Raw genomic sequence first — 25,895 nt, 5'->3', positions numbered from 1 at the left:
AAAAGGAAGGAGAGTTATATAAAAGGGGTAATATACTGCTTCTTTTATATAACATAATATATATATGAAAAATAGAGTTTTTGGGATGATAGGAATAGGGTTAAATAATGCAAATATAAATGCAGATATGACTGGAAATCCAGTACGACATGGAGAAGAATTTACTGCAAGTCCCTTTAGTATTAAATACTTATTTAGAAACTACTGGAATACAAAAGGGATAGATGTGTTTTATATGAGGTCTTATGTAGTAGATAAAAAAAATAAAGGTTTAGTACCAAGAAGTTTAGAAAAAAGGCTTGAACAAAAAGTAGAGAATATTAATAAATTAAGCGAAATAGAGATACAAAGAGAGTTATTTAAATATATAGATGTGTCTTGCTTTGGAGGAGTATTTGCAGTAAAAGGGTTTAATAGGAATTATTATGGAACAATACAATTTGGTACAGGTGTAAATAAATATGAGGATTCGGAAGTTGTAAGAGAAAGGATGTTGTCTCCTTTTCAAAATCCAAAAGGTAAAATTAATAAGGAAACAAATGAGGAAATAGAAAATAGACAAACAACATTAGGTTCAAGAGCTTATTTAACAGAGGGGCACTACTTCTATGATTTTATAATTAATCCACTTGTTAATAAAGAAATGATGGAATTAGACCCTGAACTTGAGTGTTTTAATGAAAATAATTATAATTTGTTTAAAGAAGCTTCTTTAAATTGTGCAAATAGTTTAAATTCGGTTTCTAAAAAAGGATGTTATAATGAATTTGCGATTTTTATAAAACTGAAAGAAGATTCTGTTGCTTATCTTGGAAATATATCTAATAAGGTATCTTTTTATAAAGATGAAAAAAGGAATGTTATAGATATCACCCTATTAGCTCAAGACTTACTTTCAATTGATGAAGACATTGAAGACATAGAAATTTATTATAATCCTACAGATACAATATTAAAATTCCCTATAGATTCTTTAAAAAGTAGAACCAGTATTAACAATATACTTAGCACAATAAAAATAGATTTTATGGAGAAAAATTAATTATGAAGGAAGTCTTAAAATTTAATTTAAAAGGGCAAGGAGCTTCTTTTTCTAAACCAACATATAACTCATCTTCTATTATTCAGACATATCCTCATATACACAAGGTAACACTGTTGGGTATGTTAGGAGCTATAATAGGTATAGATAACACAGGTTATAAAAGAAAAAAGGAATTGCCAAAATTTTATAAGTTACTAAAAGATTTGAAGATAGCTATTGTACCAAAGAGATTAAATTTTAATAAATGTGTAGATGTTGTAGCAGATACATCTGGATTTTCAAATAAAATTAGCCCTAATGTTGGAGCAACTTATTTAATTAACTATGAGATATTAATAAACCCTTCATGGGATATATATATATTAGGTGATGGAGAATATTATAATAAAATTAAAAAATATATTCTTAATAGAAGTGCTGTTTTTTACCCATTTTTAGGAAGAAACCATTTGTTTGCAGATTTAAATGAAGTAGAGATATTAAATGGAGAATTTTCAAAAGAGTTAAGTAAGATTGATAGTTTTTTTATTTCAGATAATGTTGTTTTAGATGAAGATGAAATTTTATTGAATGAAAAATTGTATTTATTCAAAGATTCTATGCCAATAAGCATAGATGATAGAAAAATTGATGGTACAGATTTTATGTTGAACCAATATAGCATTAAATCATTAACATTTTCAAATATAGATGTTTTAAAAAGCAAAGAAGATTTATTTTATTGTGGAGATAAAGTTTTATATTTTATATAGAGTTCTGATTAAATATAAAAAGCTTAGTGTCCCCTATCACTAAGCTTTTTTATTTAATATGTACTGTTCCTATTAGAAAATTTAACCTCTAAATGCTCTGTTTTGATTTCTTTAGTTTTAGAATTGAAAATATAAATCATCTTTTTGATAACTGTTTTTATAATTATTGAATATTTTTTTTTCTATTTTTTCTAAAACGCAAACTATTGCTAATTCTTTATTCTCATTTAATACTATAAATTCTTCGCCAATAGATGTATCAAGTATTTTATTGGATTTAGTTTTTAATAAATCTTCTATCTCATACCAATCTATATATCTCTCAATCATTCTTTTATTAGCATGGTGAGTTAGGCAAATTTTAAAGACTTGAGACAATGGTGCTATGTCTTGCTGATCAAGATTTTCTAAATGCTCCTTTAATAATACATTCTTTACCTCATAAAATTCATCAAAGTACATAAAAACACCCCTTATATAAATAATCCATTTTTAATATATTGCTATTATAGTAAGGAGCGGAATTTTTAATAATTAAAAATATGAAGAAATCAATAAAAAGAGATTATATTATTTAGGTAGGTGTAATATAATTGAGGTGAGATATAATTAGTTTAAAATAAAATTTATTTTTAGATAGGAGTTATAACATGTTTAAATATATAGGAAACTTTAGCAAAGAAGAAAAATTAGTGATTGAAAATAACGAACAATTAAAACAAATCAAAGAAGGTGAAGAAATCATTATTTTAGGGGATATAAGATGCGTTGCAAGGAAAGGAAAAGATTATATAGAGTTTGAAAAAATTAATAAAGTATATTAAGAAGCTTAAAGCTTCTTATTTTTTAAAAAGTTTATTTTTTATAAACAATAAAAAGAGAGGTTTTTATAAATGGAACTGGAAGAAATTATAAAAAATAATGTATATTTATATTCTCATAGAGACGATAAAGAAAATGAAAACATATTATTGCATTTAGATAGAACCAGAAGTATATTTTTCCAAATAGATAATAAATACAATATATTAAATAAATTAAGAAAAACATATACAAATTTAAAATTTCAATTAAATAAGTCAGATTTTTACTTATCAAAAGAAGCTATTAATTTAATAGAGAGTATGTTCATATATTCAGTTTATTTACATGATATAGGGAAAATTAATCCTAAATATCAAAGTGAGAAAATGAAAAACAATTTTGATTTTTTATCTGAAGAAGAAAAATCTATTTTATGTTTAAATAAAATAGTCAATTCAAATCATAGTTATCTATCTTCTATTATTTATATTGATTTAATGCAAGAGAAAATAGAAGAACTAAAAAACATATCAGTTAAAGAAAAGACTGTTTTATATTATTTAATGTTAATAAATGCAAATATAATAAGTAGGCACCATTCAAATCAGGATAACCTTGAAAACTATTTTGATAAATTAGAAAGAGAAATTAATAATACGCAAATGGCTAATTATTTATATTTTTACAATAGAAAATTAAATATAAACTATGGGAAAATCTTAAAAGTATTTACAAATATAAAGAAGATAAAATTTAATGAAGCAAGTGTATATATATGGAATAAGATTTTAAACTCTTTATTAATTAGTTGCGATTTTATAGCCACTCATAGCTTTCATTCTAAAAAAGATATAAATAATTTCAAAATTAATGGTATTGAAAATAAAGATAATATAAAAGAAATTTTTTATAAAAATCCTATATATAAAGGGATAGAGTCTTATAGAACAAATGATAAATATTTTGAAGAAAATAATTTACCAAAGATAAATGAGTTGCGTTCAAGCATCCTTATTGAATGTAATAAAAATTTAGATAAAAACAACAATGAAAGAATATTTAACATAGAAAGTCCTACAGGCTCAGGCAAAACGATAAATAGTTTATCATGTGCTTTAAAGCTAATTAAAGACGGGTCTAAGCTGTTTTATGTATTTCCTGTAAATACATTAGCTGAACAGACAGAAGATGTTCTAAATGGTATTTTTAAAGGAAAATTAAATACCCAGATAATTAACTCTATTTCACCTTTGCCAATTAAAAGTGCTGATAAAAAAATAGATTATAATAAGGTATTATTAGATAGGCAAATTTTAAACTATGAAAGTATTTTAACTTCAAACATAACATTATTTAATCTATTTTTTGGATGTGGAAGAGAGCAATCAATGGGTCTTTTTTCTTTGTTTGACAGTGTTATAATTTTAGACGAGATACAAAACTATAAAAATTTGATTTGGAAAGAAATAGTAGAGCTTTTATATAAATTTTCAGAGATAATGGATTTTAAGTTAATAATAATGTCTGCAACTCTGCCTAACTTAGAAGAATTGATGGATTTTGGAAATAAGAAATTTATAAATTTGATTGAAAATCCTAAAATATATTACAATAATAAGCTATTTAAAGATAGAGTATCTATAGAAAATAAGCTTCTTAATGAAACTGTAGACTTTAAAAAACTTCTTGATTTAATAAAGGAAGAAGTGAGCGTTTGGAATAAAGAAAAAAAAGAACATGCTAAGTTTTTAATAGAATTTATAACCAAAAAGACAGCTCAAGAATTTTATATATATGTAAGTAATAAACTCGATAACTATACAGTTTTTGAACTTGATGGAGACGACAATAAAATAAAAAAACAATCAATAATAAATCATCTAAAGAAAGACAATAAAGAACTTAAATCAAACATACTTTTAATAACTACACAGGTAATTGAAGCAGGAGTTGATATAGATATGGATTTAGGAGCCAAAGATACGTCTTTCCCCGATTTAGATGAACAATTTATTGGAAGAATAAACAGGTCTTGTCTTAAAGATGGATGTAAAGCTTTTTTATTTAATTTAGATATGGCCAATATTGTGTATAAAAATGACTATAGATTAGTAATGAATATAGATAGAAATAAAGATGATTATCTTAAGTGTCTTTCAAATAAAGATTTTTCGTATTTATATAATAAAGTTTTTAACAAAATAAACTTAACAAAAGGAAACTGGCTGTGTTCAGAGATAGATTTTTTTTATAAAGATTTAAAAATGATAAGAAATAAAGATATTAACAAACACATGAAGTTAATTGATATTAATAGTTTTGAAATTTTTATACCAACTATAATAGATGGTGTTGATGGAGAAGAAATATGGAATAAGTATGTAGAATTAGTATCTAACATTGATATGGAATATGCTGAAAGAAAAGTAAAAATAATTAATCTAAAAGAAAAATTAGAGATGTTTACTTTTTCTATCAAAAGTAACAAAAGGAATAAGTTGAATGCTTTTGGCGGAATTTACTATATCAAAAATGGAAATGAATTTATATCAAATGATAAGTTTGATAGCTCCAGGTTTAAAAAAGAGTATATGTATTTATTAAATGCCCAGTAGGAATAAATTTAATATAAAAGGAGAAATAATATGAAAATAATGAATAAAACTAAGAAAGAAATAAACTGTGGAAATTATTATAACACAAAAGAAGCTTTAGAATTATTGGAAATAGGTTATAATTCTCTTAATAAATTAATGGAGGAAAATTTAGTTGATGTTTATGCAATTACCTTAAACAAGAATGATAGATATGCATATTATTTTCATGAAGAGGATTTATATACAGTTAAGTTTATGCTAATAATGGATGGTTTTTATAAAAAAAGTAGATTAAGAAAAGCCATTTAAAAATTTTATTTTTATAATTAATACAAAAACACTTTATTATATATATAACAAGGTGTTTTTGTTGTTTATATAAAATATTTATGCTAAAATTTAATTATAAATATTTAAAAAGGAGTTATATGAATGGAATTTATTTTGCTAAATTTAATACCTCTGCAATCCCTTTTTATAATTAGGGCAATAAGCAGTTTTGGAATAGGAGTATTAAATGTATTATATGGTTTTTTAATAAGCATATTTTCAGGAGATTTTAGTGTTATTTTTATTATGTTTCTTTTATATCTTTTAGTATCATTTTCGATTTTTCAATTAAGTAAAAAAGCAGATTTAAAATATGCTTGGTTAAGTTTTGTCCCAATATTACAATCAGTTAATTTTTATAAATTAGGAGGTCTCAGTATCCCATACATGATAGTAGTTAGTTGTTTAAGTATAATCCCCTCTATTGGAACATTCATAAATTTATATATGACTGCTTATATTTTAATAAAAATAAGTAAAACCATAATAAAAAGAGATGGGGAGCCTCTTTTAAAACATAATGATGCTGTTGTTATAGAAGTTTGTGTCTCTGTATTATTAATAATTTTTACACTATTAAACTTATTTTTAATTGGTAAAGCAATTATACTTTTGGAATATACACTTCAATTTTTATCTTTTTATTTTATAGTATATATTTCTGTAATTGCATTTTCCAAGAATCTTAAAATAGAATAAATATTTTTTATAATCAATATTTTTATGAAAATATTGATTATAATTATTTAAATTAATCACTATAATTAATTATTAAATAACAAATGGTTATATAAAGATATATTAATTAAACAGGAAAAATTTAAGATAAGTAAATATAGGAGGGGACGGTATGAAAAAAATGTGCAATTGGTGTGGAAATAGAAAAGATGAAAATGAAATGGAAGAAACAAAATCAGGTGATTTTATTTGTTTGAGTTGTAAAGAGAAAACAGAGAAAAAAGAAGATGTAATAGAAAATTTAAGAAAAAATATAAAAAAACCAATAGACATTATAGAGTATATGAATAAATTTATTATTGGCCAAGATAAGGCTAAGAAAATGATAGCAACAACAATTTATAATCATTACTTAAGTATTATAAATAATGTTAATGTTGAAAAGAACAATATATTACTAACAGGAGCTTCTGGTACAGGGAAAACTTTAATTGCTAAAACATTAGCTAATTTTTTGGATGTCCCATTTGTTGTAGCTGACGCAAACACATTAACAGAAGCTGGGTACATAGGTAAGGATGTAGAAAGTATAATAGCTTCTTTATACAATAAATCTAATAAAAATCTAAATAAAACAAAATATGGAATTGTATTTTTAGATGAAATTGATAAATTGGCAAAAAACAATATTACATATAAAAATCAAGTTGGAAAAGAGGGTGTCCAGCAAGCTCTTTTAAAGTTAATAGAAGGAACAATTTGTAAAATCCAAGACAATGTAACTAAAAATTATGTAGAGATAGATACAACTAATATCTTATTCATATGTGGAGGGGCATTTGTTGGGATAGAAGATATTATAAAAGAAAGACTACATAAAAAAACAATTGGATTTAAATCAAATTTAAATGAAATTTCTTTAGCTAAAGATGAAGTTAGAAAAAATATAAATATAGATGATTTATATAACTTTGGTATGATACCTGAATTCTTAGGAAGATTCCCAGTAATATGTAACTTGGAAACCCTTGATCTTGAAAAAGTAAAATTAATACTAAAATCAGACCAAGGCTTAATAGGAGATTACAATAAATTATTTAAACTTCAAAACAAAGAGCTGGAATTTACAGAAGACGCTCTAAGCTTAATAGCCAATTTGGCCATTGAAGAAAATGTACTTATGTTAGGAGCAAGAGGTCTAAAGACTTTTTTAAGTCCTTTCATGACAGAACTTATGTTTTATGCATCAAGTGACAATGAGTCAAAGTATTTAATAACTGAAGAAAAAGTTAAAAACTTTTTTTAAGGAAATATTTTTTATATGAAAGGAATTTACTCATAAAGGGATAGGAATATCTTTTTATGAGTAAAAAAATATGTATATGAGATATGGGAGAGATAAGAATATTATTGTTTTAAATATAATTACTGTAGTAATAAGTACTATTATTTTTGCTTTTGTAATAATGACAATTTTTACTTTATTCTTATATTTATTATTACTATTATCTCATCTAAAATTTATAAATATAATTATATATTTATTTGATTTTATATCAATTTTATTTGTGGTAGTAATTAATATTTTTATTATATATAGCTTTTTAAATAATAAAGGAGGGGGAAAAAATGAATAAGATTCAAAAAGAAAAAGTTAATAAATATAAAAGCATACTTAAAAGATTAGATAATGCAGAAATATATTATAATCAATTGGATGATTCTAAATTTAAAGATGTTGAAAATAGTAAAGCTTATATAGCACTATGTAAGCTAATAAGAGAAGCTGGAGAGCTTTATATAGAACTTAGTAATGAAAATATATCTGTCCCTCGTTGGAACTGATTATAGAGGTGAAATAAAATGGATGAAAATAAACTCAATATTTTGATGAAAAATATGAAAGAGGATAAATTTTATAGTTTAAAAGAAAAATGTAATGATAAGAAAGAACGCAAAGATATATTTGGTAAAACAAAAGAAGTTTGTGCTATATATGGTGCTAAATCTAAGAAAAAATGTAGTATAAAAAACTGCAAACTTTTTCAAGAATGGTAAAGTATTAATTTATTGGGGGATGAAATATGAATGATTTAAACAATTTTTTAAGGGATTATAAGATTTATGAAGAGGCGAAAATTAAGTTAGAAAAAATTAAATATGAATTAATACAAGTTTGTGTTAATTTGGATTATAACGAGGTCGTTGAGAGGGTAAATAAACTCAATTATAATGATGCTTTAACTATCTTTGTTCTACTTAGAGAATATGGAGCTGAAGAAAAGTTGTTAAAAAAAATATTTGATATACTTTATTTAAAAAAATCTGCTATAGATATATATTTTTAGGTGTACAGGGGGTGATTTTAAATGGAATTAGATATGTGTAATGAATGTTTATTATATAAAGAATTAAATGAGTATGGAAGATGTAGTATATGTGAAGAAAAGCATTGTATATTAAATGATCTTAGGAATAAAATAGAAAACTTAAAAAAACAAATTGAAATGATAGAAAACTTAAAAATAAAGCCAGTTACAGAAGAAAAGTGGCATGAATTATGCCAAACTCTTTTTAGAGATAAAAATATCTCTTTAAACATAGCTGAAGCTACATTTCCACATGGAGAAAATTTTAAATTAGACTTAAATAAAATATCATTTGAAATGCAAGGATTTAATATTTATGTACCAACATCTAACTTAAAAGGTATTGAAATTGATATGAGCTGGTATAATCAATCTTTATTACAAGATTTTAAACCTGAAAATAGATATAAGAAAATGAGAAAATATTTTAAATTACTTGATGAGGGTAATTATAAATGGTATGAATTAGCCGAGTGTGCATGTACTACTAATTTTAATAAAGCACAATTATTTAAATGGTGGTTTTTGCAAGGGGCATGGCATAAGGTTAACAGAAATGAATGGGAAGAGAAGTTTAAACTTGAAGATAAACAAAATAAAGATAATTATTTAAAACATAAAAAAAATCAAGAAGACATAAAAGAGAGAATAAAAAAATTCCATGAGGTTGTTGATATACTTAAAGAATGGGGGGAAGTAGAAGGATACATCCCTCAAAATGGAATATATTCAACTGTCAATATAGAAAACTTTCTAAGATAATACTGTAAAAATTACAGTTCAAGTTTAAAAATAAAGGATATAAGTAGGCATTTAGTCGGGAGGATACTATGAAAATAAAAGATTATATGAAGTTAGATAATGAATATAAAGAAAAAAAGAATGAATTAAATAGAACTTATGAGTTGTTAAGAAATATGGAGGAACAATTGGACCTAAAAGATTTAAATAGTTATGATTATAAAGAAATTAAAAACATTTATAATTCAATTAAAAATAAAAATGTATTAAATAAGGTTAAAGAAATTATGCAAATAAAAAAGAGTATTGAGTATCCTCAAATAAACGATGTACATTATTTTTCTGAGATAAAAGATATAGATTTTTTATCTCAAGAAGAGAAAGTTGAATTAGATAGATTTATTGCTAAACATGCTACTTTCAGAGACTTTTCTTTTAATGTTGGTAAAAAGACAATAGATTTTTTAATTTCTAATAAAATAATTGAAATAGTGTACTGTTTAAATTGTTACTGTGGAGAATGTCAGGAACTACAATTAACTCAAGATGAACTTGATCTTTATAAAGAATATTGGCTAAATAAAGATACTACAGAGGAAGAGGATGAAAAAATGAATTATGGGATACTAACAATTGGTTGTTGGGAATATCCAGATATAGAAATATGTTCATTAGAAAAATTTAATGAATGTATAAGTTCTATATACTATAAAAGAATAAAAAAACCAGATAGAACATTAGATAATATTTAAGATAAGTATGTTTTAATCAAATAAAACATGGTATAATATAGTAGTAAAAAATTATCCATGCAATTGTCATAAATTTTTTGGTCGAGATTTATGACTTAAAAAACTACTCTTTATAGGGTAGTTTTTTATTTGTGTATAAAAAATAAATACATAAATCCAAATGGTAATAATTGGATTTGATAATGTAAAATTATTACTGTAATCTTTAATTAAGTAATCTTTAATTATATTAAAAATTGGAGTGAGGGTTATGTATTTAAAAAAACTATCAAAATCAGAGTTAAAAGTAATGAGATTTATTTGGCATTCAAGTGAAAAAGTAAGATCTGATGAAATTATTTTGTACATGAAAGATAAATATGACTGGCCAGAAAAAACAACATTAAAAACTTTGTCAAAACTATCAAATAAAAATTTCCTATACGCCCAAGAAACAAATAAACATATTTATTATACAATTACAGTTAAAAAAGAGAAATATTTTGAAGCTATTTCAAAAAGAATACATAATTTAAAAAGTTGTAGTTTTGTAAAATACCTCTTAGTATCTTTATGCGAAGAGGAGCTGACAGATAAAAAACTGAACTCACTTGAAAAATGGGTTCAAGATTGGGAAGACGATTAGAAATATGGATTAATCACCAAATAATTTATTTCATGTTTATAACATATAATAAATGTATTCCTATTGTATATACGTATATTTTTGACATCTATAACATATTATTAAGATAAATAAGACAATATATACTAATATAATAAGGAATGATGAAAATGTTAGATGACCAGATATATGTTATAATTGGAAAAAGAATAAGAAATTATAGGAAAAGAGCAGGATATAGTCAAGAAGCATTAGCTAAAAAAGCAGGATTATTCTATGCCTACCTTGGACAAATTGAAAGAGGAGAAAGTAAAGCTTCCCTTCGTTCAATTTTTAAAATTGCTACTGCATTAGAGATGCCCTTAGAAATACTATTTGAAAATATTATAAAAAATGAAACTGATACTGAGACTTTATCAGCAGAGGCATATGATTTAATTGATGGTCTAACAATAAAGGAACAAAAAGCAGTAATTAAACTTTTAAAAGAAATAATTGAATATCGAAAACTTATAGAATAAAAATAAAGATGCTCTTAATTTTAGGGCATCTTTATTTTATTCTGTGTTAATATATACTTATAACATATATTTTATAATTTTAAAGTATATAAATGTTAGTAAACTATATTCTATGAAAGGAATGTTTATATGTTTATAAAAAAAATACCAAAAGCAGAATTTAGAGTAATGAAATTTATTTGGGAAAAAAATGATATAGTCACATCAAAAGAAATAATTGAAGAAATGGAACAAAAATTTAAATGGAAACCGACAACAACATTAACAATTTTATCAAGATTAGTAAAAAAGCACTTTTTAAAAGCAGAAAGAATTAGCAGATTAACATACTATGAGGTTATTGTGAATAAAGAAGCTTATTTAAAATATGCAACAAGGGAGTTTTTAAGCCAAATACATGACGGTTCATTGCAAAGTTTAAGTGATTCTTTAGAAGAAATTTTTAATGTTCAAATTAATGATCCTGAGATTAAATCCAAATAACAATAGTAATTTGATACAAAGCACATTTCAAATTGTGTTTTTGTATTTTATTTCCAACTAATCCTTAAACATACATTTAAAGAATAGTTAAGATATAGAACAATATGTAACTTAAAAAGCTATACTCTATTCACATATTTACTTCTATAAAAAATAAACATAATTTTAATAAATAAGGTTCATGTTTTTGTTTAAAATTCTATTATATATGGTATAATAATAGCAAGGAAACATATTTTACTCAATCAAACTTCAAGTGATGTTTCCAAAATTAAATAAGTTTATTTGGAACTTTTACGGAACTTAATATTAAGTTCCCAGCCACTCTTAGTAGGATTCGAGTGGCTTTTTAATTTGTCATATATCCAGCAAGATATTAAACCTGCCATAATATTCATCATTAGATTTATCATAAATTTCACCTCCCCTCATATGAGAATGAAGGTTAATTTTTATGGAAACGCCACTCTTTAATTTTTCAAATAAGTATTCCTTGCTATAACTATTATATCATAGATGTCCCACATATGATATTTTAATATATCGTAAAAAAACGACCTATTTTATTCTTAGTTTAGATTAATTATTTACTCTTTGTAACTTCTTTTTCTATAAAATAATAAGTATCAGGAATATTATTTTTTATTTTTATATTCTCTTCAGGCAGATAATAATTCATGAGCGATTCTGCAAAATACTCTATGCTATTTCCAGTAACGTAATCAATTTGGTACATATTTTTAGCTTCATTTTTACAGATATTTTTAAATTTATCGGATTTAGAGATATCTCCAAGCATAGAATCTATTAGATGAGCTGTTTCATGTAATATAACACTTTTACTGCTTGACATATTTGCTTTCCCTAATACGGCTACTGCAACCTTATTGCTTGAAAGACCTGCAAGTTGTTCATATGTAGTGTTTTTATATGTAGGTACTTTCTTCCCTTTTAAAGATTTAAATTCTTCTATGTCTGTAACATTCATATCAGTTATAATTATTTTTTTATTATTAACTTTTAATGAGGTAAGTAATTTGATATCTATAGATAAAATCTCCTTAACCATGTTATTTAGCTCGTTTTGATCAATCTCTTTTTTATTGGATAATCTAACATCAACAAGATCACTTATTAGTTTAACTTTAGAACTATTTATATTAGATAATTCTCCAAGTAATATTGGCTTTGTAGAGCCTCCATATAAAAGCTCTGGAGATTTATTATTTATTAATTTAACAGGATTACCTCCTGGTATTGTTGCTCCTAATAAAGCATTTAAATACTTATCTCCATCACATAAATATATCTTATCTGGATTTACATTATAAAAACTATTTATTATTTTATTATTTGTGCTAAATCTATCTTCTCCACTTATTCTTATAGATTCATCTTTATCAAAAGATTTATCCATTATAGTATATCCACCTATTACATAAACTTTTTTACCACTTATATTATATTTAGTGTCCATCCCATTTGTTAATATTATGGGAGCTCCATCTCTATAAGCTACAGGAGATATACTTATAACATCTGCTTCTCCTTTTAAACCATTAGCTAAAAATATCTTATTTATATCTTTATGTTTTGAAATTTCATTAGCAACTTTATAACTTGTATCAAATCTATCTTTCCCACTTAATCTTATTACTTCTATATTCTGTTTTTTTATAACTTTTTCTGTTTCTAAGTTTACTGAACTATATCCACCTAACAAATATACTTTTTTTGCATTTATTAAAGCATCTTTAGTTTCTTTTGGTAAAAAATCTTTATTTGTAAATAATATAGATGCCTCAGTACTCCCTGCTAAAGCACTTGCACTTAAACCATCACTTAATTTTTCTTTATTAAATAAGATAAAAGTTGTGCTATGTTTTTGTTTTGATATTAAGTAAGACATATCATAACTATTTTTATAATTAAAAACTTCAATTCTTGGCAAAGCTTCTGGTTCTAACACATTAAAGAGAAAAATTACAGAAAATATTAATATAAATAACCTTGGCTTACACACAAATCCACTTCCTTTATAATGATTTTGAACATTATAAATAGCTATACATGAATAAATTCAAATTTTATGTATAGCTATTTATCTAAGGATATAAAATTATTTACATGCATCTAACTCAGATTTAATTTTATGCTTAAATCTATCATTTTTAAAATCATCATAATAAATGTACAGCAATTTATATCCCTTCTTCTCTGCATATTCCTTTTTATAACTATCTTTTTGTTGTTGATACTTAAAATTTTCAATAGATCCATGAAAATATTCTATATACTTTAAGTGTTGTTCTCCTTGTATTTCAATTAATAATTTTGAACCAACTATCTCTACATCATATGGAAGTTGCCTTCCTGTTATAGGGTTTATACATCTTAAAGTATTACGTTGAGTTTTTATCTTTGTAAAACTTTTCAAATAATCTTCAACAAGTAGTTCTCCACTTGATTTTGAATTTTTACAATTATGACTTTTATTTAATTTAAAATCTCTATATGTTTGTACTTGCTCTTCTCCACACTTTAAACAAACATAATGTATATTAGGATTTAGCTTATCTCCACTTAGAGTTAGCAATTTTTTCGATGGATAATTATCTAAAAGTGTCTTTATATATAATGGTATTTCACCTTCCCATTTCATATATTTAGACTCTAAATATTCTGTACTCCTATGGTACTCTCTTACTGCTCTTTTGACCTTCAATCTTTCATTTCTTGAAGGAAGTTTCCTCCAAAGATTTTTATTTTCTTCTATAAAGCTAAATACATCCTCTGGTGAATATCTTTCTTTTATAAATAAAACTTTATTTATAGATATCTTACTATAATTTCCATTTGGATCCATAATATCTTTTAATTCTTTTAGTTTTTTTAAACAAGTTGGGCAAGATTGAGTCCTCCCGAAATAAGGTCTCTCGCAAATAGTACATATTTTAGTCTGTTTTTTATTGCTATTCTCCATACTGCTTTTAACATTAATTTTTTTTCCAATAAAATTTTGAGCTTCTTCAAGTGTATTAAAAGATTTAAATAAAGAACCTGAATATTTATTTACTTGCTTTAAACAATCTTTCCAAGTTGAATATATACCAGGTTTACGTCCCAGTCTCTTAAGTATATAAATAATTTATTATTACTATAAGTAAGCATTATTTGTTTTTATCTTTTTGAAATAATTATATCTTCTATCTCGCTAAAAGAGGATTCATTCCCACTCCCACCTACTTTAACAACTTGTTCAAAATGTTTATTGTTAAATAAATCAATCTGTTTTTCATCTAAAGTGTTGCCGACTAACATTACTGGAGATTTAGTCTTTGCTCCTAAAACACTAACTGCTAATGCATCAACTAAATTTTCTTCATTATCAGATCCATTTTTTACTATATATATACCATTTAACATATCATCTTTGTAAAAGAAATTTATTACTTCTGAGTTTGTATCATTTCTATTTTCACCAGCTAACCTTATAGAATTTGGTATTTCTGAGATTAATTTATCTGATATAGTACTACCTCCACCAACAAAATATGCTTTATTTGATTTTTCAACTACATCTATTCCTATAGGAATAGATTCTCCATTTGAAAGTATTATTGGAGATTTACTTTGAGAAGCTATAGCTCCAACACTTACAGCATCAGCAAGTCCGTTTTCTCCATTAACAACAAACACATCTTTACTAATACTATTCCCTTTTACTTGTTTTGCTATCTTTAAGCTGGTTTCAAATCTATCCACCCCAGCTATTCTCTCTATTTCAATATTCATGCTTGTTAGTTGCTCTTCCACACTTTTATCTATTACATTTTCACCACCAATTAAATATACTTTTTCAACTCCCAATCTCTTAATCTCATTTTTAGTATCTTCAGATATAAATTCTTTATCTGTCAATAATATAGGAGATTTTTTAGATGAAGCTAATGGACTTGATGTCATGGCATCTACAATAGAATTAGAATTTACAAGAACCAAGTAATATGAAGAATCCCAACCTTTTTGGCTTATCTTAATAGCTGTTTCAAATCTATCCTCTCCTGATAAATCGTCCATTTTAGTCTCATGGCCATTAGATTGTGGGGCTTCTCTATTATAAGGACCAAAAGTTTTCTTAGTTAAATTACCATCATTATCTTTCACCTCTATATGGATATAGTTTTTACCATAGCTACTTATTTTAATTAAATCATTTGTTTTGTTAATCCATTCCGACCACTTTGGCCCAATTTCTTTTTCATTACTTGAAATTTGATATCTATAACTATCAAAACCACTACCACCTAAATCACTAAAGCTTAAATTTACATCTATTTCACTTCTTGTCCAGTCTTTATTTTCTATATCAGCTTTTATCTCAGGGGCAATATTATCTGTTCGATTGTATGGACCAAACATTTTTTGAGTTATATTGTTGTCATTATCTTTTGCTTCTATATAAATATAATTAACTCCATAGCTTTCTATTTTAATTACATCATTATCTTTAGAAATCCACTCTGACCAAACTTTATCTTCTTTAACATTAGTTACTATTTTATATCTATAGCTATTAAAGCCACTTCCTTCATCATCAGAGAATTTAAATTTAACATTGATTGAAGTAGGACTTCCTGCGTCATTTTCCAAATCTGATTCTATTTTAGGTGGAGTTATGTCAGTTATATTGTATGAACCAAATGTCTTTTTAGATATATTATTATCATTGTCTTTAGCCTCAACATGAATATAATTATTGCCATATTTACTTATTTCAATAACTCCACTCTCTCCATTTATCCAGTCAGACCAGTTATTACTGTCTACATCTGTATTTTGAGACATTTGGTATCTATAGCTATTAAATCTACTACCTCCTAAATCACTAAAACTTAAATTCACTTTTATAACATCAGGAGTTCCACTATGATTTTTTATATCAGCTTCTATCTCTGGAGCAGTTTCATCAGTTATTTTGTAAGGCCCAAAAGTCTTCTTAGATGTATTCCCATCATTGTCTTTAGCTTCTACATGGATATAGTTTACTCCATAAGTATTAATACTCACCTTAGCAATATTTCTATTTATCCAGTCAGACCATTTAGTGTTGTCTATATCTGTACTTTGAGATACTTGATATCTATAACTATTGAATCCACTTCCCCCTAAATCTGTAAAGTTTAAATTTACAGCTATTTCATCAGGTGTCCCTTGATGAGATTCTATATCTGCATTTATATTTGGTGCTGTTATATCAGTTTTAGTATATCGACCAAACGTTCTCTTCGCTATATTACCATCATTATCTTTGGCTTCTACATAAAGATAATTGTCTCCATACTTATCTATTTTTATAGAAGCTTTCGATTCCTGTTTCCAATCAGACCAATTTTCCTCAGATGTTTTATTATTAGAGATTTTATACCTATAGCTATTAAATCCACTTCCTCCTAAATCTGTAAAACTCAAGTTCACGTCTATTTCATCAGGTGTCCCTTGATGGTTTACAATATCAGCAAATATATCAGGAGCATTAGTATCAGCCACAACATTTATAGCTCTCTTAAATACTGGAGACCATACATTCTGAGAATTTTTTACCTTTAAGGAATATATATACGTACCAACTCCATAGCTACCTAAATTCTTATTTGGAACACTACTTTTATATATAGATGTTCCTTTACTATTAAAGATTTCCCATTCATATTGAGAAATTGAACGTGCATATGGATCATATGAGGTGTCTACTACATCTAAAGTTTCATATTTAGTTATTGTTTTAGGAGAATTAAATGAAGCTATTGGCTTAACTGCTTCATTGCTGGTTGTTATATACTTAACATCAGGGGTACTCCATACATCTTGATAATCTTTAACTCTCAATTGTACAATATAGTCTGTGTTTTGATTTATAGTAGCTGGTCTACCATTTATCCAACTACTACCTGTAGTTGTTTTATATTTCCACTCTTTTTCTTTAACCCCTCTGTCCGACTTTGTTATGCCATCTTCATCATAGGAAGCTTCTGTATAATTAATGTTATATCCAGACCCATTCGAAGATAAACTGAATCCAAAATTAGCTATTGGTTTCCTATGAACATATAAGCTTGCAGGTATAACGTTTTTATCTTCAAATGAAATATCCAATTTACCAGGTTTATCAAGTTTCAAATTAAAATTATTCATGTAAAGTCCAGATATAGATGACTTCCCCATTGAATTATCAAAATAAGTGTAATCGTGGTCTATTTTCCATGCTCCATCAGGGAAATTTTCACTAATTGTATTTGTTTTTAACTCTTCTGGTGTGATAGAATATTTAAATGGTGTATTAATTAGTACATATGGAGAAGGCTTAGTTAATATATTTAGTTGATCTAATATGTATTGAGCAGTTTTATCTATACTACTACTATAATTTGCGTTATTTATAAATATTCCATTGTTATTATTAGATGCTATTAACTTATCAATTTGCCCTTTTGAGTTGGTAGTACCTAAATTTACTAAATATATATCTTCATTTAACATCCTTGAAACAATTTCTCCTAATGCAGTTGAAGAATTAAAATCTGGTCTTTCTTTATCTTCAACATTAACTATAAATTTAACAGAGTTATCTCTCCATTCAGGACCTCTTAAAACCTCATTAAACTCTTTACTTGTTTCTGTTCTCATAACTAAATTACTAAGTCTAAATGTAGAAGTCTCACTACAATTATGAGAATTGTGATCTGCTATTATACCAAATCCCTCTCCAGGTGTAGATGTACTTAATGTATAATCAAGTTTAAGTGTATTATTCTCATAGACCTTAACAGAGTTATCAACTAAAACCATTTTAATATCATGTGTCTGAGTTGACATCTTAGCCACAGAAGATGTGCCTAAACCACTTGGATTTTCATATGCAAAATTCCCATTAGTATTACTAAATGTTGTTTTAGATACTCTTGGAATTTTCTTTATACTCATAGTCCCTGAATCTATAAGCAAAGTATATCCTTCAAAAGTTCCATCTCCATAATCTTTCATTCCAAATAAAAATCCTCCACCCATGAAAGAGTGGTATTTTACTTGACTTTCATTTAATGTAAAAGTGAAAGTTTTTTCTCCTATCTTAGTATTGTTACAAAACCAAAAATCTGAATATCCTTCCTCAGTATATCCATTAAAAATAACATCGTTGTTAGAAACAGATCCTTTACCATGGTCATATTTTTGCCAAGTAAAATTACTTTCAGCAGTAATCTGACTCGACTGTATCGCTTGAACATTAACCTTGTTTATATTAACTCCTTTCGATTTTAAAGAATTCTTTATATCTGATTCAAAAGAACCTAAAGAAGTCCCTGTTTTCCCAGCAACTAAAACTATATCAATATCTGGGTCTTGAGCTACATTTACATTTACATCTCTTTCTAAAGCGTTTATTGGAATATATACATTTGATAATATTAAAATCATATTCAATATTACCAAAAGAGATTTTTTTATATTATTCATGTTATAAAATACCTCCTATTCATAAAAATATACTACATTATATAGAATCAATATATATTTTATAAATTTTTCAAGTATAGAATAGGGCTTATTTTTAATATCGTTATATTCCTTACTATTTTCGCTGATTCCCTCATTTTAAGCCTTAAAATCGTTTTTAAGAGATATTAACCTTAATCTATATAAATACATTGCGAATATTTCCAAGCTATCTCTAAGGCTAAAATAAAGCTTCAAAAAAACAAGAACTCACAACATAGTATAAACTATGTTGTGAGTTCTCAACTAAAGGAAAATTTCGTAAATATAATTTTTCAGAATTTAGGTTTTAATATTATATTATATATTAAATACAAATATTTATAACATATATATATGTTTATTTAAAATAAAACACAAAAAATTTTATATAAACAATAAGTTATTTATAAAAATAGATATCTGTATTTTTTTACAATTTAATATTTTATATAAAATATTAAATTGTAAAAAAATAATTTAAAATATATATGTTTTTTGATATAATTAATAAAATAAGAAATATTATAAAATGGTGGTGTTCAAATATAAGAAAAGATCTTAAGCAATTTTTAGGATTAAAAGTAAATGCAATTGCCAAGTTTGAAAAGTATGGCCTTGTCTACAATGACAGTGCTACAAGATATATTAAGGACAAAAGAAGCTATAGAATATTACTGAAAAATATAATAATCGAACATAAAGGGGAAAAATATTACATAGGGCATCAATGGTTTAAAATAACTAATACCTTTAAGAATTTAGGAATATTAAAAACAGGAGATAAATTAAAATTATATGGAGTTGTTCAAAAATATACTAAAAATAAGGGAAAAGAAGAAGACTATGAAACACATTGTCTTAGGATAGAACGCAGATGAAAATATAATAATGGGGTGTATTTAGAGAGATGAATATTGAGAATGAATTATTTGAATTTGAAAAAAGCATACAAAAATTATCTAAAAACACTAAGTATAACTATACATTAGATATAAAACAGTTTTTAAATATATATAAGAATGAAGATATAGACAAAACATTATTAAAAAGATACAAAAATGAAATAATTGAAGATTACTCGATTAAAACTGTAAACAGAAAAATAAACTCTTTGAATGCTTATCTAAGATTTAAAAATATAGATATACATGTTCCAGTTGCTAAGATTCAAAACCAAACATTCATTGATGATATGCTTACAAATGAGGATGTTCGTTTAATGCTAAATAAATCGATAGAAGTAAATGATTTAAGAGCTAAGGCTATAATGTTAGGTTTATTTTATACTGGAGCAAGAGTTAGCGAACTACTGCAATTTAAAGTAAAATCAATACAAAAAGATGAAATCATGATAAAAGGTAAAGGTAGTAAATATAGAAAAATCCTCATCCCTTCGGTACTTAATAATGTATTTCAAGAATATGTTGATAATGAAAGAGTTGATAATACTCAATTTTTATTTTCTGGTCAAAGAGGAGCTTTATCAAGAAGCGAAGTTTTTAGAATATTAAAGAAGTATGCTTTATTGACCAATATAAATGAAGATTCAGTTTATCCTCATGCTTTTAGGCATTTGTTTACTAAAAATTTAGATAAAAAAGGAGTTAGCTATTCTGCAATAAAACAACTCCTTGGACATTCTCTTTCGACTACAGATATCTATATGCAATTAAGTAAAAGAGAATTATTAGAAGAAATAAATAGCATACAAATATAATAAAGATGGTTATATAACCATCTTTATTATATTATCTTTTAAAACTGGTATATGCTCTTGACATCCCTTTAATATCTTTAAATTTATATTTTTTTTGTAAAGTAATTATTTTTTCCTTATAATTTTCTTTATTAAAATCTGTTTCTAATAATTGTGCATCTATATATTTTTTTATATATTTAGAGGTTCTATTGTTAAAACTAATCATTCTAAGGCCTTTTACAATATTATTCTTACCTTCTACTAATATAAGGTCCATTCTATAACCTTCATTTTCTTTAATTTCTTGCAACTCTTTAACATCTGCCAAATGCACTGTAAAAGGAATATCTGCACTTCCTATGCCTTTTGGATTATCAAATACAAAGAATATTATTTTTTCTAAAAAAGATATATCTATTCTTAAATCACCTGTGTGGAAGTTTAATATTTCTTCTTTATCCAAATCCTTTAATTTAAATATAGCTGTAAATCCAGCTTCTCCAAGAGTAATACCTATCCCACCATGTAGTTCACCTGGAAATTTTTCTCCTACTGCTATTCTTTTCATATCAGAAACTGCCATATATACTCCTCCAATTATTTATATTCTACATTATAAGTATAACTTACTTCATACCATCTTTCATTAACAAATTTGTAGACTCTCTTTCTTATATCATATAGTTTTCCATATCTTACGGCATAATAAGAATCACTTTCAAATTCGAAATGAGGAAAGTCGTAAGTTATCATCGTCCCAGATTTATTAACCTTCTCAATACTTGTTAGAAAATAAATAACTGTACCAAGTTCATCGCAAACTGCTACATAACAACCTTTATTTGCATTTTCTTTAAAAGTACAACCTCTTAAACGAAATACAGAAGGCATCTCCTTTAGTTCAGTAAGAGTTGGTATTTTTGTAACCTTTTTATTGACTATTTCATAGTTAATTTCATTATCATCTAATTTTTTAATATTAACTATAATTGAATGTAACCCATCAAATTCTCCTATTTCTAATTCCTTTATTAATTTTTTAATTTCATCGTAGTTAGTATAATCCTTGTTCTCTAATCTAAAAGTTCCATCCTTTAAATAACTTAGATATATTGTATTTTTTCTTAGTTTCTCAATACTTTTCAATCTTTCAATTTCTATTTGTTCTTTTTTCTCATTTATAGTTTCTTCTAATTTATTTTCTAAAGCACTTGTATTTTCTCCAAGCTCGTTCAATTTTTTAATTGAAGATTTACATAGTTTAATTTTATTATCACTTATTCTTTTATACTCCCTTATACAGTTAAGATTATATTCAAATTTGCCTATATAGTATTGTACTGTTAACTTACTATATTTATCTTCAAGCTCTTGTTTTATATCTTTAGTATTATAGTTAAGTTTCTCTAATTTAATTATATCTGTACTTATATCCTCATATTTCTCTTTTCTATTGTTTTTATTCATATATGATAGTGTCTTATAGATTCTTTCTTTTAAGTACTCTTTTCTATTTTTCTCAATATTAATAATTTCTTTTTCTATTTTACTATTATCAATTTCTTTAATGATTTCTTTTATTTCCTTAAAATATTTATCAGTCATTGTATAATTTTTAATCTTATTAAATTTACTTATAAAAACTTGGTCTTTATCTTTTGAAGTATAAATGTTATTCTTTATTTTCTTAAATTCATCTATGTTGTCAACGCCAGCAAACTTAAATACCTCTTCTTCTATTTCTTTTATTTTTTTAGGAGCCCACTCATTTTTTATAACATCAAAATAGGCATCTGTTTTTCGGTCAACTATCTTAACATAAATACGCTTTTTATTTTCTGTTTCATAGTAATTTATTGATTTTACCACTAATAACACCTTCTTCCTTAATAAAAAAACAATATTTAAATTTAAATATTGTTTTTATTAATTCTTATTTATATTATATCAAGAAGTTCCTTTTCTGTAATTAGTTTTACACCTAATTCTAATGCTTTATTATACTTACTCCCTGCTTTATCTCCATAAATCAAGAAATCTGTTTTTTTAGACACAGATTTAGAGCATTTACCTCCAAATTTATTCTCAATTTTTTCCGTCAATTCTTCTCTTGTAAAATTAGTAAATTTACCTGTTATAACTACTGTTTTACCTGTTAACATATTTTCCTCTTCATTGACTTTAACTATTTGTTCTTCCATTTTAAATCCTACCTCCATTAATTTATTTATTAATTCTATATTTCTTTCATCCTTAAAAAATAATACTAAATTATTTGACATTTCTTCTCCAAAATTGTTTATAGACAATATACTTTGCTTAAATTCTTCCACATTTTTGGATATATTTAATATATTTTCCATACTTATGAATTTATCAGCTAATTCTTTTGAAGCTCTTCCTCCAATTAATTTAATTGAAAGTCCATGTAATATTTTAGATAAAGAAGCCTGTTTGGAAGCTTCTATATTTTCTAATAAGTTATTAACTTTTTTATCAGCATATTTATCAAGTTTCAATAAATTATCCTTCTTATCTTTTAAATAAAATATATCTATTATTGAAGATATTAAACCATTATCTAAGAATAATTTTATAGATTCTTCTCCTAATCCATCTATATCTAAGCTTTTTTTACTTACAAAATGAATTATTTTCCCTTCTATTTGTGCTGGACAATCATCATTTACACAAAAATAATGAACATTTTCTTTTACTATTGGTTCATTACAAACAGGGCAAAGTTTAGGGATTTCTATTTCTTTTTCTTCTCCAGTCCTATCTTCTTTAATAGAACGTTCTATTTTAGGGATAACATCATTAGCTCTTGCTACTACTACTCTATCACCTATTTTAATATCTTTATCTTTGACATTTTTAAAATTAGACAATGTAGCTTTTGATATTGTTATACCATCTATTTGTACTGGCTCAAAGATGGCTACTGGTGTTAATTGTCCACTCTTGCCAATTTCAATTACACAATCTTTTAGTTTAGTTATAGCTTCTTCATTCTCGAATTTAAAAGCACTACTCCATCTTGGATATTTATTTGTATTACCCAATCGTTCTCTTAATACTAAGGAGTTTGCTTTAATAACTAAACCATCAACCTTATAAGATAAGAAAGTTCTTACATTTTTATTAAAATTAGAAACATAATCTTTTAATTTCAACAGATCTTCTTCAGTTTTTTTAAATAATTCATAATTGACAACATCAAATCCCAATTCTTTCAGAAATTCTAACTGTTCATAATCTTTTTCAAAATAAGTATTGTTTGCCTTAACAAGATCAAATGCTATTAGTTTAAGTCCTCTTTCTTTAGCTACTCCTCCATTTAAACTTCTAACTGTCCCTGAAGCTAAATTCCTTGAAGATTTGTATTTATCTTCTTCTCCTAAAAGACTATTTACCCTTTCAAATTCTTCATTTGGGATAATTCCTTCACATCTCACTTCTAAATAACCTTTGAATTGTATGACTTTAGGCACATTAGGAGTATTGAGAATCACATGGGTAATATTATCTCCAACAATCCCATCTCCTCTTGTTACTCCTTCATAAAGAAAGCCATCTTTATATTTTAATACAATTGTCAATCCATCTAACTTATCTTCAACTATAAGTTCATCATCCATTTGTTTTATAAACTTATCTAATTCATCTAAGTCGTTTATTTTCTTTTGAGACAACATTGGTATAGTATGATCTACTCTTTCTAATCCTTCTACTTTTATGTCGATTATTCTTTTTGTTGGTGAATTTTCATCACTATATTCTGGATGTTTTTCTTCTAATTCAACTAATTTTAAATACAACTTATCATATTCGGTATCTGATATTACAGGATTACCTTTTGCATATGATAAATCATGCTTAATTATTTCTTCCCTTAAATACATTATTTCTTCTTTAACCTTATTCATATCATGTTCCCCCTAAATTGTTTTTTATCTTTAAAAACTTTTTGTTTACCAAATATATTACACATTTTTATATATGTTTATAACTTTAAAGCTCAAGAATTTAACATATTTTGAACTATAGCGATGTGATTAGTATTTATATTTTACTATTTTTACAATTTTTATTGTTTATAGTCAATAAAAAATATATAATTATATTAAATAATAACGAAAGGAAATAATTTATATGAAAATAAAAGTTATAAAAAAACTATTAAAAGAATATCGGTTCGAGCCATATGTGGCTGGGGTAAAAGAACTCTCTATTTGCATTTATATTGCTCTTCTTTCAATTGGTTTTGGTATATTTAATATGCTTTACGAAATGTTAAATCTTAATATGATAATAAGTATAATAATAAGTGTATCAATTACTTTACCTTTAACCCAATTGAATATTATATTTTCCACACTTAAAATTCTTAAGGAAAAAAAATATAAAGAAATAGACGATAAATTCTTTTATAAAATTTTAGTATTTAATGATATTATGAAAAATGGTCAAAAACTCTTTAACATTGAGCCTTATTTATATAAACTTAGGAATGATGAGATAAATAAAATGAGTAAATTCACACAATTCCTTGAAGGAAAATACAAAATAATAACATTAATTTTACATGATGCTTATGTTATAAGGCTGGAACCTCCGTTATTAGGTAATTATTTTAAATTAGAAGATTTTCTTTTAACATTAAGAAGTCTTATATTATATTGTATGTCAGATAATACAAACTTATATGATAATGATACAAGAGATATTTTTAAAAGAGCGTATGCAATATCACATTCAGAAGAGCTTGTAGGTATGATACCAGATTTACTCGATGAATGGCTATTAATTTCATTAGATTACCTCTCAAAAAATAATTTTAAGTTAAGTAATGATTTAATAAAAGCATTTGATAATATTGAAAATTTATCAGTAAGTTTAAATAGAAAAGATTCCAAAACTCAAAATGAAGATAGTTATTTTCTTAAATTAACAGAGTCTATAACAAGCGATTTATTATAAA

Annotated in this window: 26 protein-coding genes and 1 pseudogene; 18 read left to right on the top strand and 9 right to left on the bottom strand. The window is 25.1% G+C overall.

The features are described 5' to 3' along the window. Nucleotides 1-64: 64 nt before the first annotated feature. Together IC214_RS00250 and cas5b are read left to right on the top strand one after the other, a co-directional pair. Entirely contained in the window at nucleotides 65-1,042 is a 978-nt protein-coding gene (locus IC214_RS00250; protein WP_227825227.1) for a type I CRISPR-associated protein Cas7, read from the top strand. Between the two features lie 2 nt (nucleotides 1,043-1,044). Continuing rightward, on the top strand, nucleotides 1,045-1,797 hold the full coding sequence (gene cas5b / locus IC214_RS00245) for a type I-B CRISPR-associated protein Cas5b (RefSeq protein WP_227825226.1): 753 nt from the start codon (nucleotides 1,045-1,047) through the stop codon (nucleotides 1,795-1,797). A 117-nt stretch (nucleotides 1,798-1,914) separates the two neighbouring features. On the opposite strand, the gene IC214_RS00240 is transcribed toward cas5b, so the two are convergent. Further along, entirely contained in the window at nucleotides 1,915-2,259 is a 345-nt protein-coding gene (locus IC214_RS00240; RefSeq protein ID WP_227825225.1) for a hypothetical protein, read from the bottom strand. Nucleotides 2,260-2,447: 188 nt separating this feature from the next. On the opposite strand from IC214_RS00240, the gene IC214_RS00235 reads away from it, so the two are divergent. The 13 genes from IC214_RS00235 (at nucleotide 2,448) to IC214_RS00175 (ending at nucleotide 11,676) form a co-directional block, all read left to right on the top strand. Then, complete coding sequence (locus IC214_RS00235; RefSeq protein ID WP_227825224.1) at nucleotides 2,448-2,621, top strand: hypothetical protein; 174 nt, start codon at nucleotides 2,448-2,450, stop codon at nucleotides 2,619-2,621. Nucleotides 2,622-2,690: 69 nt separating this feature from the next. After that, nucleotides 2,691-5,216: a CRISPR-associated helicase Cas3' gene (gene cas3 / locus IC214_RS00230; protein WP_227825223.1), complete on the top strand. Its 2,526-nt coding sequence runs from the start codon at nucleotides 2,691-2,693 to the stop codon at nucleotides 5,214-5,216. 30 nt (nucleotides 5,217-5,246) lie between these two features. After that, nucleotides 5,247-5,507, top strand: a complete 261-nt coding sequence (locus IC214_RS00225; RefSeq protein ID WP_227825222.1) for a hypothetical protein — start codon at nucleotides 5,247-5,249, stop codon at nucleotides 5,505-5,507. Nucleotides 5,508-5,630: 123 nt separating this feature from the next. Then, entirely contained in the window at nucleotides 5,631-6,227 is a 597-nt protein-coding gene (locus IC214_RS00220; protein WP_227825221.1) for a hypothetical protein, read from the top strand. A gap of 151 nt (nucleotides 6,228-6,378) precedes the next feature. Beyond that, nucleotides 6,379-7,512, top strand: a complete 1,134-nt coding sequence (clpX, locus tag IC214_RS00215) for an ATP-dependent Clp protease ATP-binding subunit ClpX (protein ID WP_227825220.1) — start codon at nucleotides 6,379-6,381, stop codon at nucleotides 7,510-7,512. A gap of 323 nt (nucleotides 7,513-7,835) precedes the next feature. Further along, nucleotides 7,836-8,051, top strand: a complete 216-nt coding sequence (locus tag IC214_RS00210) for a hypothetical protein (RefSeq protein ID WP_227825219.1) — start codon at nucleotides 7,836-7,838, stop codon at nucleotides 8,049-8,051. A gap of 18 nt (nucleotides 8,052-8,069) precedes the next feature. Beyond that, complete coding sequence (locus IC214_RS00205) at nucleotides 8,070-8,264, top strand: hypothetical protein (RefSeq protein ID WP_227825218.1); 195 nt, start codon at nucleotides 8,070-8,072, stop codon at nucleotides 8,262-8,264. A gap of 26 nt (nucleotides 8,265-8,290) precedes the next feature. Continuing rightward, nucleotides 8,291-8,554 (top strand): hypothetical protein, encoded by a 264-nt coding sequence (locus IC214_RS00200; RefSeq protein ID WP_227825217.1) that lies wholly within the window; start codon nucleotides 8,291-8,293, stop codon nucleotides 8,552-8,554. Nucleotides 8,555-8,575: 21 nt separating this feature from the next. After that, a complete protein-coding gene (locus IC214_RS00195; RefSeq protein WP_227825216.1) occupies nucleotides 8,576-9,337 on the top strand; it encodes a hypothetical protein in 762 nt (253 codons plus the stop codon). A 68-nt stretch (nucleotides 9,338-9,405) separates the two neighbouring features. Continuing rightward, a complete protein-coding gene (locus IC214_RS00190; RefSeq protein ID WP_227825215.1) occupies nucleotides 9,406-10,068 on the top strand; it encodes a hypothetical protein in 663 nt (220 codons plus the stop codon). Nucleotides 10,069-10,318: 250 nt separating this feature from the next. Then, the gene (locus IC214_RS00185) at nucleotides 10,319-10,693 is read left to right on the top strand and encodes a BlaI/MecI/CopY family transcriptional regulator (RefSeq protein WP_227825214.1); all 375 of its coding nucleotides are present in this window, start codon (nucleotides 10,319-10,321) and stop codon (nucleotides 10,691-10,693) included. Nucleotides 10,694-10,842: 149 nt separating this feature from the next. Then, nucleotides 10,843-11,193 (top strand): helix-turn-helix domain-containing protein, encoded by a 351-nt coding sequence (locus IC214_RS00180; RefSeq protein ID WP_227825213.1) that lies wholly within the window; start codon nucleotides 10,843-10,845, stop codon nucleotides 11,191-11,193. A gap of 129 nt (nucleotides 11,194-11,322) precedes the next feature. Next, nucleotides 11,323-11,676 (top strand): BlaI/MecI/CopY family transcriptional regulator, encoded by a 354-nt coding sequence (locus tag IC214_RS00175; protein ID WP_227825212.1) that lies wholly within the window; start codon nucleotides 11,323-11,325, stop codon nucleotides 11,674-11,676. A gap of 281 nt (nucleotides 11,677-11,957) precedes the next feature. Here the strand turns inward: IC214_RS00175 and IC214_RS20760 are convergent, their stop codons facing one another. The 5 genes and pseudogenes from IC214_RS20760 to IC214_RS00155 form a co-directional block, all read right to left on the bottom strand. Then, entirely contained in the window at nucleotides 11,958-12,089 is a 132-nt protein-coding gene (locus tag IC214_RS20760; RefSeq protein ID WP_255613091.1) for a hypothetical protein, read from the bottom strand. Between the two features lie 170 nt (nucleotides 12,090-12,259). Beyond that, a complete protein-coding gene (locus IC214_RS00170; RefSeq protein ID WP_227825211.1) occupies nucleotides 12,260-13,699 on the bottom strand; it encodes a cell wall-binding repeat-containing protein in 1,440 nt (479 codons plus the stop codon). A 96-nt stretch (nucleotides 13,700-13,795) separates the two neighbouring features. Further along, on the bottom strand, nucleotides 13,796-14,659 hold the full coding sequence (locus tag IC214_RS00165) for a hypothetical protein (RefSeq protein ID WP_227825210.1): 864 nt from the start codon (nucleotides 14,657-14,659) through the stop codon (nucleotides 13,796-13,798). Between the two features lie 42 nt (nucleotides 14,660-14,701). Then, a pseudogene (locus tag IC214_RS21035) lies at nucleotides 14,702-14,803 on the bottom strand (RNase H1/viroplasmin domain-containing protein); the annotation flags it as partial. Nucleotides 14,804-14,856: 53 nt separating this feature from the next. Continuing rightward, nucleotides 14,857-19,191 carry a cell wall-binding repeat-containing protein gene (locus IC214_RS00155; protein ID WP_227825209.1) on the bottom strand — a complete coding sequence of 1,445 codons (4,335 nt, stop codon included), beginning with the start codon at nucleotides 19,189-19,191 and terminating at the stop codon, nucleotides 14,857-14,859. A gap of 509 nt (nucleotides 19,192-19,700) precedes the next feature. On the opposite strand from IC214_RS00155, the gene IC214_RS00150 reads away from it, so the two are divergent. Together IC214_RS00150 and IC214_RS00145 are read left to right on the top strand one after the other, a co-directional pair. Continuing rightward, nucleotides 19,701-20,090: a hypothetical protein gene (locus tag IC214_RS00150; protein ID WP_227825208.1), complete on the top strand. Its 390-nt coding sequence runs from the start codon at nucleotides 19,701-19,703 to the stop codon at nucleotides 20,088-20,090. A gap of 29 nt (nucleotides 20,091-20,119) precedes the next feature. Beyond that, nucleotides 20,120-20,929 carry a tyrosine-type recombinase/integrase gene (locus IC214_RS00145; RefSeq protein ID WP_227825207.1) on the top strand — a complete coding sequence of 270 codons (810 nt, stop codon included), beginning with the start codon at nucleotides 20,120-20,122 and terminating at the stop codon, nucleotides 20,927-20,929. A 31-nt stretch (nucleotides 20,930-20,960) separates the two neighbouring features. Here the strand turns inward: IC214_RS00145 and IC214_RS00140 are convergent, their stop codons facing one another. The 3 genes from IC214_RS00140 to ligA all read right to left on the bottom strand — a co-directional run bounded on the left by IC214_RS00140 (nucleotide 20,961) and on the right by ligA (nucleotide 24,840). Continuing rightward, nucleotides 20,961-21,494, bottom strand: coding sequence for a hypothetical protein (locus tag IC214_RS00140; protein WP_227825206.1), 534 nt, complete (start codon nucleotides 21,492-21,494; stop codon nucleotides 20,961-20,963). Between the two features lie 14 nt (nucleotides 21,495-21,508). Further along, nucleotides 21,509-22,780 (bottom strand): hypothetical protein, encoded by a 1,272-nt coding sequence (locus tag IC214_RS00135; RefSeq protein WP_227825205.1) that lies wholly within the window; start codon nucleotides 22,778-22,780, stop codon nucleotides 21,509-21,511. Between the two features lie 68 nt (nucleotides 22,781-22,848). After that, nucleotides 22,849-24,840 carry an NAD-dependent DNA ligase LigA gene (gene ligA / locus IC214_RS00130; RefSeq protein ID WP_227825204.1) on the bottom strand — a complete coding sequence of 664 codons (1,992 nt, stop codon included), beginning with the start codon at nucleotides 24,838-24,840 and terminating at the stop codon, nucleotides 22,849-22,851. Nucleotides 24,841-25,066: 226 nt separating this feature from the next. On the opposite strand from ligA, the gene IC214_RS00125 reads away from it, so the two are divergent. Further along, on the top strand, nucleotides 25,067-25,894 hold the full coding sequence (locus tag IC214_RS00125; RefSeq protein ID WP_227825203.1) for a hypothetical protein: 828 nt from the start codon (nucleotides 25,067-25,069) through the stop codon (nucleotides 25,892-25,894). Nucleotide 25,895: the final 1 nt, after the last annotated feature.

It is taken from the genome of Clostridioides sp. ES-S-0190-01 (genome assembly GCF_020658275.1).
GTDB lineage: Bacteria > Bacillota > Clostridia > Peptostreptococcales > Peptostreptococcaceae > Clostridioides.
This window is presented reverse-complemented; position numbering and strand designations above follow the sequence as displayed.